14 protein-coding genes, 1 pseudogene and 1 riboswitch are annotated in these 13,509 nt (G+C 60.5%); of the genes and pseudogenes, 11 read left to right on the forward strand and 4 right to left on the reverse strand.

All coding sequences use genetic code 11. The features are described 5' to 3' along the window. Positions 1–103: 103 nt before the first annotated feature. The 7 genes from ACTG2J_RS05570 to ACTG2J_RS05600 all read left to right on the forward strand — a co-directional run bounded on the left by ACTG2J_RS05570 (position 104) and on the right by ACTG2J_RS05600 (position 5,603). Positions 104–1,078 (forward strand): PstS family phosphate ABC transporter substrate-binding protein, encoded by a 975-nt coding sequence (locus ACTG2J_RS05570; RefSeq protein ID WP_005338411.1) that lies wholly within the window; start codon positions 104–106, stop codon positions 1,076–1,078. Positions 1,079–1,259: 181 nt separating this feature from the next. Next, on the forward strand, positions 1,260–2,066 hold the full coding sequence (locus tag ACTG2J_RS05575; protein WP_005358873.1) for a M48 family metallopeptidase: 807 nt from the start codon (positions 1,260–1,262) through the stop codon (positions 2,064–2,066). Continuing rightward, positions 2,054–2,560: a GNAT family N-acetyltransferase gene (locus ACTG2J_RS05580; protein WP_058059158.1), complete on the forward strand. Its 507-nt coding sequence runs from the start codon at positions 2,054–2,056 to the stop codon at positions 2,558–2,560. Before ACTG2J_RS05575 ends, ACTG2J_RS05580 begins: the two co-directional genes overlap by 13 nt. A 108-nt stretch (positions 2,561–2,668) precedes the next feature. Beyond that, positions 2,669–3,571 carry an ROK family protein gene (locus tag ACTG2J_RS05585; RefSeq protein WP_005343908.1) on the forward strand — a complete coding sequence of 301 codons (903 nt, stop codon included), beginning with the start codon at positions 2,669–2,671 and terminating at the stop codon, positions 3,569–3,571. Between the two features lie 41 nt (positions 3,572–3,612). Continuing rightward, entirely contained in the window at positions 3,613–4,338 is a 726-nt protein-coding gene (locus ACTG2J_RS05590; protein ID WP_113738930.1) for a copper homeostasis protein CutC, read from the forward strand. A gap of 150 nt (positions 4,339–4,488) precedes the next feature. Next, the gene (locus ACTG2J_RS05595) at positions 4,489–5,100 is read left to right on the forward strand and encodes an FKBP-type peptidyl-prolyl cis-trans isomerase (RefSeq protein WP_005338405.1); all 612 of its coding nucleotides are present in this window, start codon (positions 4,489–4,491) and stop codon (positions 5,098–5,100) included. Positions 5,101–5,288: 188 nt separating this feature from the next. After that, complete coding sequence (locus ACTG2J_RS05600; RefSeq protein ID WP_005338404.1) at positions 5,289–5,603, forward strand: DUF2845 domain-containing protein; 315 nt, start codon at positions 5,289–5,291, stop codon at positions 5,601–5,603. 52 nt (positions 5,604–5,655) lie between these two features. On the opposite strand, the gene ACTG2J_RS05605 is transcribed toward ACTG2J_RS05600, so the two are convergent. Next, positions 5,656–5,874, reverse strand: a complete 219-nt coding sequence (locus ACTG2J_RS05605; RefSeq protein WP_005338403.1) for a DUF1107 family protein — start codon at positions 5,872–5,874, stop codon at positions 5,656–5,658. A 203-nt stretch (positions 5,875–6,077) separates the two neighbouring features. On the opposite strand from ACTG2J_RS05605, the gene yfcD reads away from it, so the two are divergent. Then, positions 6,078–6,560 carry an NUDIX hydrolase YfcD gene (gene yfcD, locus ACTG2J_RS05610; protein ID WP_113738929.1) on the forward strand — a complete coding sequence of 161 codons (483 nt, stop codon included), beginning with the start codon at positions 6,078–6,080 and terminating at the stop codon, positions 6,558–6,560. Positions 6,561–6,651: 91 nt separating this feature from the next. Here the strand turns inward: yfcD and ACTG2J_RS05615 are convergent, their stop codons facing one another. After that, positions 6,652–7,578: a phenylacetate--CoA ligase family protein gene (locus ACTG2J_RS05615; RefSeq protein WP_113738928.1), complete on the reverse strand. Its 927-nt coding sequence runs from the start codon at positions 7,576–7,578 to the stop codon at positions 6,652–6,654. Positions 7,579–7,733: 155 nt separating this feature from the next. On the opposite strand from ACTG2J_RS05615, the gene ACTG2J_RS05620 reads away from it, so the two are divergent. Next, complete coding sequence (locus ACTG2J_RS05620) at positions 7,734–8,207, forward strand: peroxiredoxin (RefSeq protein WP_113738927.1); 474 nt, start codon at positions 7,734–7,736, stop codon at positions 8,205–8,207. 126 nt (positions 8,208–8,333) lie between these two features. Next, positions 8,334–9,302: a calcium/sodium antiporter gene (locus ACTG2J_RS05625; RefSeq protein WP_005343920.1), complete on the forward strand. Its 969-nt coding sequence runs from the start codon at positions 8,334–8,336 to the stop codon at positions 9,300–9,302. Positions 9,303–9,390: 88 nt separating this feature from the next. On the opposite strand, the gene ACTG2J_RS05630 is transcribed toward ACTG2J_RS05625, so the two are convergent. Beyond that, positions 9,391–10,557: a type III PLP-dependent enzyme gene (locus ACTG2J_RS05630; RefSeq protein WP_058056704.1), complete on the reverse strand. Its 1,167-nt coding sequence runs from the start codon at positions 10,555–10,557 to the stop codon at positions 9,391–9,393. A gap of 507 nt (positions 10,558–11,064) precedes the next feature. Further along, positions 11,065–11,180: riboswitch (glycine riboswitch) on the forward strand. A gap of 106 nt (positions 11,181–11,286) precedes the next feature. Between ACTG2J_RS05630 and ACTG2J_RS05635 the strand changes: the two genes are divergently transcribed. Beyond that, entirely contained in the window at positions 11,287–12,663 is a 1,377-nt protein-coding gene (locus tag ACTG2J_RS05635) for an alanine/glycine:cation symporter family protein (protein ID WP_274160698.1), read from the forward strand. Positions 12,664–12,797: 134 nt separating this feature from the next. On the opposite strand, the pseudogene ACTG2J_RS05640 reads toward ACTG2J_RS05635, so the two are convergent. Then, positions 12,798–13,493: pseudogene (locus ACTG2J_RS05640) on the reverse strand (lipoyl protein ligase domain-containing protein); the annotation flags it as partial. Positions 13,494–13,509: the final 16 nt, after the last annotated feature.

Consider the following 13,509-nt stretch of genomic DNA (forward strand, 5'->3'; position numbering starts at 1 on the left):
CCATGTCATTAAAGTGTCACATTAAATCCATAAATTTGTCACTGCCAGGTCAGATACTGGCGCCGTCTTAAGAACGGACCTTCTGTAACTTTGGAGAGATTGGATGAAACTCAACAAACTGGCTGGTGTAATCGGATTCACCGCAGCAACCCTGTTTTCTGTCAGCGCCCTGGCTGCCGGTGTGGATAAAGACCTGCCGGATTACACACCGACCAGCGGCATTTCGGGCAACCTGTCCTCTGTCGGCTCTGACACCCTGGCCAACATGATGACCCTGTGGGCCGAAGAATTTAAGCGTTTGTACCCCAACGTCAACGTGCAGATCCAGGCCGCCGGTTCTTCTACCGCCCCGACTGCCCTGACCGAAGGTGTTGCCCAGTTCGGCCCGATGAGCCGTGCCATGAAGGCCGGTGAAGAGGAAGCATTCGAGAAGCGTTACGGCTACAAGCCGACTGCCATCCGCGTTGCAGTCGATGCCCTGGCGGTGTTCGTCAACAAGGACAACCCCATCAAAGGGCTGACCATGCCGCAGATCGACGCCATCTTCTCCAGCACCCTCAAGTGCGGCGAAGCCAAGGCTGCCACCAAGTGGTCTGATCTGGGTCTGGACGGCAACTGGTCCAGCAAGGATCTGCAACTGTTCGGTCGCAACTCCGTATCCGGTACCTACGGTTACTTCAAGGAGCACGCCCTGTGTAACGGCGACTTCAAGAGCGGCGTGAACGAGCAGCCGGGTTCTGCCTCCGTGGTGCAGTCTGTCTCTGCCTCCCTGAACGGCATCGGCTACTCCGGTATCGGTTATGTCACCTCCGGCGTGCGTGCAGTACCGCTCTCCAAAGATGGCAAGACCTTCATCGAAGCGACCTCCGATAACGCCATCACCGGCAAGTATCCGCTGTCACGCTTCTTGTACGTTTACGTGAACAAGCATCCGAACAAGCCGCTCTCCCCGATGGAGCAAGAGTTCGTCAAGATGATGCTCTCCAAAGCAGGCCAGAACATCGTTGCCAAAGATGGCTACGTGCCGGTGCCGGCCAAGGTGGTACAGGCTGACCTGAAAAAGCTGGGTATCATGTAACTGCCTGCAGTCAGCATGCCCTGATAAAACGAGCCCCAAGCGGGCTCGTTTTGTTTTTGTCGGCTGTCAGTTTTGTTAATAGCGCAGGATGGATATTTTTCCGCCAGCCGGGGGCTGGCTCCCTTGCGCAGCAGGGCGGCATTTCCGAGAATAGGGCAACGTTATGGCAAAGGATCCCTTCATGATTGCGTCCCTCACCAAGTTTGGCCTGGTAGCCCTCTGTAGTTCCCTGTTGGTCGCCTGCGCCCAGTCGCCGACCGGCCGCAGCCAGATGCTGCTCTACTCTCCCCAGCAGATGAACCAGCTGGGCGCTGACTCCTTCGAGCAGATGAAAAAGCAGGAGAAGGTGAGCAAGGATGCCAAACTCAACGCCTATGTCTCCTGTGTCGCCAAGGCGGTGACCGCCCAGGTGCCGGCCAGCTATGGCATCACCAACTGGGAAGTGGTGGTGTTTGACTCCAAACAGGTCAACGCCTTCGCCCTGCCCGGCGGCAAGATCGGGGTCTACAGCGGCCTGCTCAAGGTGGCCAAGAATCAGGATCAGCTGGCGACCGTCATCGGCCACGAGCTGACTCACGTGCTGGCCCAGCACTCCAACGAGCGACTCTCGCGCAGCCAGCTGGCGGGGATTGGTCTTGCGGCTGCGGACATCGCCATGGGCACCAGCGAGTATCGCGGCGCCACCATGGCTGCCCTTGGCCTCGGGGTCGAGGTGGGGGTGATGTTGCCCTATGGCCGTACTCAGGAGAGCGAAGCGGATCGGCTCGGACTTGAGCTGATGGCGCGCGCCGGGTTCAATCCGGCCGAGGCGATCCCCCTGTGGCAAAACATGAGTGCCGCCGCCGGTGGCAACACTCCGCCGCAACTGCTCTCTACCCACCCGAGCAACGAGAACCGGATCGCCGAGTTGCAGGCGCAACAGGCGCAAGTGCTGCCGCTCTATGAGCAGGCCCGCGCCAACGGTCTGGTGCCCCAATGCAAGGCATAAGCCTGCGCATGGCGCGCAGCGACGATGCTGCTGCCATGACGGTGATGCAGCGAGCCAGCTGGCTCGCTGCCTATGGCAAGGTGCTCGGTGCCGACCTGCTGGAGCAGCTGGACGTCACCGCCCATCTGCAGATCTGGCAGAGCCGTCTGGCCGAGCCGGGCCCAAGGCCCATGCTGCTTTGTCTCGATGAGGTGGTGATTGGCCTGCTCTACTGGCAACCACAGCAGGAAGCGGGGCAGAGCAGCGCCCTGATCCGCGCCTTTTACCTCCATCCCGACCATTGGCGACAAGGCTATGGCAAACGGCTGTGGCAGGCGGTGGCGATGCAGATGCGCCGCGCCGGCTGCCATAGCGTCAAATTGTGGCTGCTCGATGGCAACCACATCGGCGAGGGGTTCTACCTGCGCCGTGGCTTCGTCTTTGATGGCGAGGAGCGCACCCTGATAAGCCTCGGGCAGCCCTGCCTGCAGCGACAAATGAGCCGTTTGCTCTGATCACTCTCCCGTTTTTCGCCTTCGGTCACTTTATTTTTTTTGCGAATTAATACAATGTCCCCCTTGAAACAGAGTTGGATAAACACGGGCTGACAAGGGAGTGCTGGCATGTATTACGGCTTTGATATCGGTGGCACCAAGATCGCCTTTGCGGTCTATGACGGTGCATTGAACCTCTGCCACGAGGAGCGCATGAGCACCCCGGGCAACGATTACGAGGGGTTGCAGCAGCTGATCCGCTCCCGGGTCGAGCAGGCGGATGCCCGCTTCGGCGCACGGGGCTCGGTCGGTATCGGTTTTCCCGGTGTCATCAATAGCCAGGATCACAGCATAGTGGCGGCCAATCTGCCCTCCATCAATGGTCGCCATCTGGGCGCAGATCTGGCCGAACTGCTGGAGCGGCCGGTCAAGGTGGATAACGACGCCAACTGCTTCCTCTGGTCCGAAGTGCATCAGGGTGCCGCCGACGGCGCCGGCAGTGCGCTCGGCGTCACCATCGGTACCGGCATCGGCGGCGCTGTTTATCTGGCGGGCAAGCTTATTCAGGGGCGCAACTGGCTGGCTGGCGAGATTGGTCACTACCCATTGCCCGCGACCATGCTGATGAAGTACCCCGAGTTGCCCCGTCCCCGTTGCGGCTGCGGCCGTCTGGTCTGTTTTGAAACCTATGCCTCCGGCACCGGTCTGGAGCGTCTCTATCACCATTTCCATGGCCAGCGCGCCACGGGTCACCAGATTGTGGGGCGCTTCGAGGCCCATGAACCCCATGCGGTCGAGACGGTCGACTGCTGGTTGGAGATCATGGCCGCCGGGCTTGCCACCGCCATTTCGGTGATTGATCCCGAGGTGGTGGTATTGGGGGGCGGCCTGAGCGGCCTGCCCGCCCTCTATGAACAGCTGCCGCTGCGTCTGCCCGGCCACTTGCTGCCCGGGGTCGCCCTGCCCGAGATCCGCCAGGCCCGCTTCGGCGGTGCCGGTGGTGTGCGCGGCGCAGCCTTGCTCAATCTATGAGATCAGATGTGGGGTCTGATCTCCACGAAAAAGGAGTCCTCATGACCCGTCTTGAAATCTGTATCGACAACCTGGAATCCCTGTTTACTGCCCAGCAATCCGGGGCGGATCGCATCGAGCTCTGCTCTGCGCTGGGTCTGGGCGGCCTGACCCCCTCCTACGGTTTTATGCAGCATGCAGCCCGCCATGCCACCGTGCCGGTTTATGCCATGATCCGCCCGCGTGCCGGGGATTTTTGCTTCAATGACGGCGAGTTCGAGATGATGCTGCAAGATATTGCGGCCGCACGTGCTGCGGGGCTGCAAGGGGTGGTGGTCGGTTTGCTGGATGAGGAGGGGCGGGTGCCTGCCGCCAAGCTCAAACAGCTGGTGGATGCAGCAGGATCGTTGGGGGTCACCTTCCATCGCGCCATCGACCTCTCCTCCGACTGGCGCCTCGATCTGGAGACCATAGTCGCTGCCGGTTGTGAGCGCATTCTGAGCTCGGGCCATGCGCCGACCGCGCTGGCTGGGCTGGAGACCCTGAAAGAGATGCAGCAGGCGCTGGCGGGGCGTGCCAGCCTGATGCCGGGGGCAGGGGTCAATGCCGACAACGTGCGTACCATCATCGAGTTCACCGGGGTGAGCGAAGTGCATATGTCCGGCATGGGCTGGCGCGGCGGCATGGTGCCCCATGGCGTAAATATGGGCACTTCGGATGATGGTCGGGTCAATATCACCGATGGCGCCAAGGTCACTGCGGTCAGAGCCTTGCTGGATCGCGGTTAAGTAGATCGCCGCCGTTGGGCGGCGTTCATCCGCATCTTGTGTGAAGTTCCTCCCACTGACGGGGAAATCAGGGGCGCCCCCGGCAGCACCCCGGCCAAAAGTCTGATATTATCCCGCCTCTTTACTACATGGATCTGGAGTAACATCTCAATGTCCCAATACGACTCTATCGAACAGAAGGCCAGCTATGGCATCGGCCGCAACATGGGTGATCAGCTGGCGCAGCAAGCCTTCGCCGGTCTGGATATCCCGGCCCTGCAACAAGGTCTGGCAGATGCCCTGAATGGTCTGGAGTTCGCGGTCAGCCGTGACGATATCAATGATGCCTTCCAGGTGATCACTGCGCGTATGCAAGAAGAGCAGGAAGCCGCCGCCAAGGCCGCCGCTGCTGACGGCGAAGCCTTCCTGGCTGACAACGCCAAGCGCGCTGAAGTGAAGGTGACCGACTCCGGTCTGCAGTACGAAGTGCTGGTAGAAGGCAACGGTGCCGTTCCGGTAGCCGGTCAGTCCGTGCGTGTGCACTACCACGGTACCTTCACCCACGGTGGTGTATTCGACAGCTCCGTTGCTCGCGGCCAGCCGGCTGAATTCCCGGTGACCGGCGTGATCGCTGGCTGGGTTGAAGCGCTGCAGCTGATGCCGGTTGGTTCCAAGTGGAAGCTCTACATCCCCCACGATCTGGCCTACGGTGCCCGTGGCGCGGGCTCCATCCCGCCTTACTCTGCACTGGTATTTGAAGTCGAGCTGCTGGACATCCTGTGATCCTGCTGGCTTGATGCAAACGGCGACCCTCGGGTCGCCGTTTGCTTTTGGGTTATGTGATAGACAGCATTTGTCGCGACCAGCGGGCTGGAGAGCAGAAAAGGGCGGCACTTTTGCGCTTTTTACTGGTTTTTTCAGAAACGGGAACAGGCATACTGCGACTCATTAGAGAGGATAAGGAGAACCCGATGAGCAAGAAGATGAAGAAAGTAGCGGGGCTTGCTCTGTTGCTGCTGAGCATTCCGGCCAGTGCTGATGCCATGCGCTGCAAGAACGCCCTGATCACCGAGGGAGACACCACCGCCGAGATGCTGCTCAAGTGCGGTGAGCCGATGTTGCGTGAAGAGCTCAACCGCAACGAGGAGAACCAGTTTGGCAACATGGTGCAGGTCAAATATGGTGAACGCTGGACCTACAACTTCGGCAAGAACGAGTTCATGCGCTTTGTGACGGTGCGCAACGGCATCATTACCGATATCGAAAACGGCCCGCGCGGCCAGTAGCCGGCGGGCAAAGCATGGATGCACAACAGACAGTAGGGCAAGACCCTTTGACTCACATGTCCGGCAAGGGGTCGCGGTGACCAAGTTGTCTGACCGCCAGATTGATCTGGCGAGCCAGTCTTAGCCGCTGGCGGCAGGTCAGGCCATGGAGGCTGATCCTGCCCGCGTTGAATTCAAATGTCCCCAGCGACTCGATGGCAAAATAGCCTCGATGAAAGCTCTTGATGTAGCGAGCGATCTGCCGTGGGGATAACTGCTTGAATACCTTCATCACACGGTTCCCTGATTGCCTGGACAGGGCACACTATGGTGTCGGTCGATGACACTGATATGACGGTTTATAAAGATTTGCATGAATCCTTATTTTGCCAGTGAGTTCGGCAAATTGACGGCGTCATCGAAAAAATTGTGCCATGACAAACCACCGCACCGATATACTGCGGGCTTGAATGGAACAAACGAAAGGGCCTGTGCGTGGAATGGGTTGATGTGGTGGACGGGAACAACCGGGTGATTGGCGTGGCCGAGCGAGCCAAGGTGCGGCGCGAGAATCTCTGCCATCGCGCCAGCTATATTCTGGTGCTCGATGACGCGGATCGGATCCTGGTGCAGCGACGCACCCTCAGCAAGGATTTCTGCCCCGGCATGCTGGATGCCTGCGCTGGTGGCGTGGTCACCACCGGTGAGGAGATGGAGCGCTCCGCCCGCCGCGAGTTGGCCGAGGAGCTGGGGATTATGGATGTTCCTCTGCAGGGCTTTGGCAGCTTTTATGCGGAAGGGGAGGGCTACCGGGTCTGGGGTGGCCTCTTCAGTTGCCGTTATCAGGGGCCGCTGCAGTTGCAGGCCGAAGAGGTGAGCGCGGTGCACTGGATGAGCCTGGCCGAGATTGCCGAGCGCGCCAGTGAATTTACCCCCGACTCCCTGCTCGCCATCGCCATTTGGCAGGCGAGACGCTAACGTCTCCCTTTAGATATTTTCTTTTCCAGTTCAGAGACAAGACGGGCAGCCTGATGGCTGCCCGTCTGCCTTTGTGCATTTAGTTGATCTGCTACACCAGCTTGAGGCGCCGGTTGGTGCGCCCGCAAGCGCTCTGCTTGGCGATCCAGTGCCCCTGCCAGTCGGTGGCCAGACGCAACAATGGATACTCCAGATCGAGCCGGGTCACCACCAGCTGGCCGGTCTCGTCGCCACTGACGGGATTGCCGCTGGCGGGATCGATGATTTCGACGATGCAGCTCTCGTTGACGATAAAGCCCTGACCGGGCTGACTCTCGTAGGCCACCACCCCCACATCCTGCCACACCAGACAGTTGAGGGCCGCAATGCCATGAATGGCGCGCAGCGGTGCCGTTTCGGGATGGGTTGCTTCGCACAGTAGGGCGTGGCGCAGCGAGTCGCTCGGGATCTCCGCCGCCTCGGCCGCTTCCAGCAGGTCGAGCAGGGTCACCAGCGGGCCGACATAGCCGGTGGGTTGATAGCGCAGCAGTGCCTCCAGCTGGCGCTGGGTATCGTGGGGGCCGCAGGGTACCACGGGAGCCCCCAGCTGGCGGGCGCCGTTATCGAAAATAAAGGCGGTGGGGCCAGCATGATAGTCGTGGCCGTTGAGCATCACTTCCCCCGCCTTGAAACCGGCGGCAAACAGCGCTCGGGCGGCGCCCCACCAGTCTGCCCCGGCATATTCGGGGATGGCCAGTTGGCCCGGACAGGAGAATACCCGCAGCGCCTGACTGGCCGGACGGCCGGTGAGACCGGCAAAGGGGGGATGAGCTTGCTGGGCGGCAAAGAGCTCTTTGCTGTCGAGCAGTGGCAGGGTGGCCAGCTCTGCCAGATCCTCGAGGCGGCACTGGCGATAGGCGCTGGAGTAACCGGCGCAATATTGACTGACATGGGTAAGCTGATGATTGAGCTGGTCCAGTTGTTGCTGTTCGCGCATGGCGGGGGGACGAATTTCCAGACCATCGTAATAGTGTTGCATGGGGCCTCCTGGCGCCGTGAAACCAGCTCAAGAGTAGTCTGCCCAAGGGGAAAATGCCTGCCGCTATCCATGGTCAGGCTCAGAGCCGCTGTTAGGCAGCATCGTCACTCTGGGATAAACTGGCGACTTCCCATCACGACTCAGGACGAGAAATCATGATTGCTGTAGGACAACCCCTGCCTGCGGGCGAATTTACCTTTATCACCGCCGAGGGCAAGCAGCTGCGGGATGGCCAGACGCTGTTCGCCGGTAAAAAAGTAGTGCTGTTTGCGGTGCCCGGCGCCTTTACTCCCACCTGCTCCAATGCCCATCTGCCCGGCTATGTGGTGCTGGCCGATCAGTTCATGGCCAAAGGGGTGGATGCCATCTGCTGTCTGTCGGTCAACGACGCCTTCGTGATGCGGGCCTGGCAGACGGCCCAGAATGCCGAGGCGATCACCATGCTGGCGGATGGCGATGGCAGCTGGACCCGGGCGCTGGATCTGGCCAAGGATACCGGCGCCTTTGGCGGCATCCGTGCCCAGCGCTTTGCGTTGATCGCCAACGATGGTGTAGTCGAGCAGCTGTTTGTGGAGGCGCCGGGCAAGTTTGAGGTCTCCGATGCCGCGAGCCTGCTGGCTGCACTGTGAAATGTTAATCACGGTTTGATTTCCCCTTGAAATGGGAGGTGGCACAGCTACACTGGCGCCACTTTCCCATGGTGCCTGCCCGTTTGGGCTGGCGCTTCGTTGCAGATAACAAGAGATGAAGATCCTATGACCCTGGCTTTTGTTGCCCTGATTGCCGGACTGGCGCTGCTGGTCTGGAGTGCAGACAAGTTTGTCGATGGCGCTGCTGCCACCGCCCGTTATGCGGGGATGCCGCCGCTGCTGATCGGCATGGTGATCATCGGTTTTGGTACCTCAGCCCCTGAGATGGTGGTCTCGGCACTCGCGGCGTCCCAGGGCAATCCCGGGTTGGCGCTCGGCAATGCCTATGGCTCCAACATCACCAATATCGCGCTGATCCTGGGTCTGACGGCACTGATCAGCCCTATCGCGGTGGCCTCTCAGGTAGTACGCAAGGAGATCCCTATTCTGCTCGGTATTACCCTGCTCTCCGGCGCACTACTGATCGATGGTCATCTGGGCCGGATGGATGCGGTCATTCTGGGGGCCGTCTTCGTTGCCCTGATGGGCTGGTCCATCTGGGCTGGCATGAATGGCAAGGGAGATGCGCTGGATACCGAGACCGCCGAGGATATCGAGAGCGAGGGGATGTCCCTCAAGAGCGCCATCTTCTGGCTGGTGGTCGGGCTGGTGCTGCTGATCGGCGCTTCCCGCCTGTTGGTCTGGGGGGCGGTGACCATCGCCCAGGCGCTCGGCATCAGCGATCTGGTGATTGGCCTTACCATAGTCGCGGTGGGAACCTCCCTGCCGGAGCTGGCCTCGTCCCTCATCGCCATTCGCAAGAACGAGCATGATCTGGCTCTTGGCAACGTGCTCGGCTCCAACCTGTTCAACACCCTGGCGGTGGTGGGGATTGCGGCGGGCATCCACCCGCTCGATGTGGCGCCGGAGGTGCTCACCCGTGACTGGAGCATCATGATGGGGCTAACCCTGCTGCTGCTGGTGATGTGTCTGGGCCGCAAGGGGCAGGGCCGTATCAACCGGTTGGAGGGGGGCGTGCTGCTGACTTGCTTCGTCGCCTACACCGGCTGGCTGCTGACCAGTCAGTTTATCTGATAGGGGTTGGTGAAATGAGAGAGGGGGAAGCTCAAGCTTCCCCCTCTTGTTTTTGCCCAGTGAACCTGTTGGCGAGCGAGCGGTGTGCTCAGGCTACTGCCACCAGCTTCTGCCCCTTCTGACTGCTGTCCAGAATGAGGATGCTGGCCTTGGGGAAGAAGTTGAAGGTGGAGGCCGAGGCCCAGGTGTAGGCGCCCATCACCTTGCCAACCACCAACTCGCCGATAGCCAGATCCGGCAGCATGATGCCATCGCGGATCACATCCACGCTGTCGCAGGTGGGGCCGGAGAGCACCGAGTTGTGCTGCTCGCCACTGGCATAAGGCGTGCTCACCGGATAGGTGACGTGGTCATAGAGCTGGCCGTTGTAGCTGCCGTAGAGACCGTCATCCAGGTAGTACCAGATCTTGTCGCCGCGGTGGGCCTTGCCCATCACGCTGGAAACCGAAGTCATGGCCGGCGCGCTGATAAAGCGGCCCGGTTCGGCAATCTTCTGCACGGTAGCGGGCAGCTTGGCCAGCGCTTCGCGGATCGGCGCGCAGAAGCCGTCGATATCGAACTCGCCCCCTTCATAATCCACCGGGAAACCGCCACCGATATCCAGCACCCAGGGCTTGAGCCCGAGCGCCCAGGCCTGCTCCATGATCTCGCGGCAGGCGTCGATGGCCTGCACATGGCGACGGGCATGAGGCACTTGCGAGCCGACGTGGAACGACAGCCCCATCACCTTGATCCCCTTGGCGTGGGCCAGTTGCAGCAGCGGCAGCGCCTGCTCCGGAGTGCAGCCGAACTTCTTGGAGAGATCGACCTTGGTCTCGGGGTTAGGGAAGCTGACCCGCAGCAGCAGTTTCACTTCGTCCTTGTAGGGAATGAACTTCTCCAGCTCCAGCGGGTTGTCGTAGACAAACACGGTGCAGCCGAACTCGAGCGCATAACGGATATCGCTGTCGCGCTTGATGGGATGGGTATGAATGCAACGGCCCGGGCGAACCCCCTGACTGCGCACCAGATCCACTTCGCCATTGGTGGCCAGATCGAAACAGGCCCCCTCTTCCTTCAAGACAGAGACCACCGCCTCATGGGGCAGGGGTTTGAGTGCATAGTGCAATCGTACATCGGGCAGGGCGGCGGCCAGGGCCCGATACTGTTTGCGGACGGCTGCCTTGTCGAGCAGCAGCAGGGGGGAGCCGAATTGTTCAACCAGCTGACGGTAATCTTGTGCGACCACATCTTTTGCAACCAGGGCGTCGTTCATTCTCTTTTGAAAGTCCTTAGGGGGCGTGATATGCCCAAGCCATATGCGATTGAACCGGCGACGGCCGGGTCAGGCGAGCGGTCCGGTGGGACCAACCGAACACAGTGCATAAATTGATAACAAAGTGCTTGGTTATGCAGCGAATTATCGGCTTATTGATTCTGTGTGCAAGCATTTTGATTGGATATGTCGGCAAGATTTTCTTGGCGAAACGAGAGGGATCACTGTTCTCTATCCGCCATTTTTCCCGTTTGGGCCACATTTGATCCGTGAGAGCCTAACTTGTTGATAGTTAACTAACATTTAACATTCTTGCCGCGGTTCTGGCGGTCACTAAAAAAATATAAATGGGAGTGGCCAAGTGCGAGACAGCTCACATTTTTTGGATTAACATGCCGACTTCCTAATCCAAACTAGTTCGGATGAAGGTAGCAGGAGAGCGATGGGCAACCATCCACCGAAGAAGTGAATCTTTCAGGTACCGGGCAACCGGTGTGGACTGCTACTGGACGATACTCTGGAGAGACCCGTTAAATCGGGCGCCGAAGGAGCAAGGCACCATGACTACCCGCAAGGGCAGGCTGGCGCCGGAAACTCTCAGGCAAAAGGACAGAGGGGATGGGATGGTTGTACCTGGGCTTGGCCCGCATCCGATCGCCTCTGGGGATCGCGACACCTATGGGAAGATCATCCTTCTCCTCCTTAATTTCTGTTTCTTAAGGAGGATGCATGTCATCAATTCAATCGGCGTTAACCGCCATCGATAGCTTTATCTGGGGGCCGCCCCTGCTGATCCTGCTGGTCGGGACCGGTATCTATCTCACCCTGCGTCTGGGTCTGCTTCAGGTCGTGCGCTTGCCGCTCGCTCTGCGGCTGGTCTTTGGTCGCGATCAGGGGCAGGGCAAGCAGGGGGATGTCTCCAGCTTCGGCGCCCTCTGTACCGCCCTCTCTGCCACCATAGGTACCGGCAACATCGTCGGGGTGGCCACCGCCATCAAGCTGGGGGGCCCGGGTGCCCTGTTCTGGATGTGGATGGCGGCGCTGTTCGGCATGGCCACCAAGTACGCCGAGTGTCTGCTGGCGGTGAAATATCGCGAGCAGGATGCCAACGGCCAGATGGCGGGTGGTCCCATGTACTATCTGGAGAAGGGGCTTGGCTCCAAGCCGCTCGCCAAGTTGTTTGCCCTGTTCGGCATCGGCGTGGCTTTCTTCGGTATCGGTACCTTCCCGCAGGTCAATGCCATCTCCGACGCCATGAGCCTCTCCTTCTCGGTGCCCCGTGAAGCGACCGCCGTGGTGCTGACCCTGATCGTGGCGCTGGTGACCCTGGGAGGGATCAAGTCCATCTCCAGCGTGTCGAGCAAGGTGGTGCCCTTCATGGCCATCTTCTACATCGTCGCCTGTCTGGGCGTGCTGGTGAATAACGCCAGCGCCTTGCCCGATGCCGTCATGCTGGTGATCGAGAGTGCCTTCACCGGCCATGCGGCGACCGGCGGCTTCGTCGGTGCCAGCATCATGCTGGCCATTCAGTCCGGGGTGGCGCGTGGGGTCTTCTCCAACGAGTCAGGGTTGGGCTCTGCACCCATCGCGGCGGCGGCGGCCAAGACCGATTCGTGCGTGGAGCAGGGGCTGGTCTCCATGACAGGTACCTTCATCGACACCATCATCATCTGCACCATGACCGGCCTGACCCTGGTGGTCACAGGCGTGTGGAGCGGCGATGCAAGCGGCGCGGCCATGACCAGTCTGGCCTTTGCCCAGGGGCTTGATGCCCATGTCGGCCAGTATCTGGTGAGCATTGGCCTCCTGTTCTTCGCCTTTACCACCATCCTTGGCTGGAACTACTACGGCGAGCGCTGCACCGAATACCTGTTCGGGGTGAAGGCGATCAAGCCCTACCGCCTCATCTATCTGGTGCTGGTGGCGAGCGGTGCTTTTCTCCATCTGGATATGATTTGGCTGCTGGCCGATATCGTTAACGGTCTGATGGCGGTGCCCAACCTCATCGGCCTGATTGGCCTGCGCCATGTGGTGCTCGCCGAGACCCGCGCCTACTTTAGTCGCGAACAAGATGGTGAAGCCGAACCGGAGCCGCAGACGGCCTGAACGCCTCGGCCCGTTTCACGTGTCCATTGAAAAGAAAAAGCCACGACTCCGGTCGTGGCTTTTTTGTGCGCCGTGTCTATGGACGGGGACTTTCCCTCTCCCTTCGGAATAAGGTCAGGATGGGGGGGTAGCCCCTCGCTCAGCAGGCTATCCAGACGTGCTCGCACTTTCTCTACCAGTGCCTGATCGCTACCGCGCCAATCGATGCAGCTTGCCAGCGTGGTGGAGGTTCCCGTCATAAAGCGCAGCTCGCCGCCCGCCAGCTCGTAGAAGCGGCTCGCCATCCTGGTTCCCTCATCCACATCACCCGCCACCAGCAGCATGGCTTGCGCCAGCACGGCGCCCTGGTGATCCTGCCCCGGCGCCAGCCAGCGCTGGGCGGTACCGGTGATCTTGCGTCCTCCGATCACCAGATTGTACTGACCATCGCAAAAGGAGCCGGGCACGAAGTCATAGCTTCCCTCAAGGCCGTACTCCGCCAACAGGGTCAGCAGCGGCGCCCCCAGCAGCCGGTAGTAGTGGGCGAGATCTGCGGTGGTACGAGGCAGCAGCAGGGATAGGTTGAGGATCCCCGCCCCGTGGGGCACGGCGGTGCCGCCGCTGTCGCGCACATGTACCGGCCAGCCTTCAGCTGCAAGTTGCTGGCAGGCGGCTTCGTAATGGGGGAGGCGGGTATCCTTGCGGGTGACAATCAGGCATTGGGGCGCCTGCCAGAGGTGAGCGCGGGGCTGGCCGTCATGGGCACAGTCGCGCAGCCAGCACTGCTCTTGCGCCAGTATCTGTGCGGGTGAAGCGGTATCGTGGAGGGGGGAGAGCAGGCGATAGGGCATTGCGGCATCCTCAAAA

It is taken from the genome of Aeromonas sp. 6P, from assembly GCF_051919525.1.
Classification (GTDB): domain Bacteria; phylum Pseudomonadota; class Gammaproteobacteria; order Enterobacterales; family Aeromonadaceae; genus Aeromonas; species Aeromonas veronii.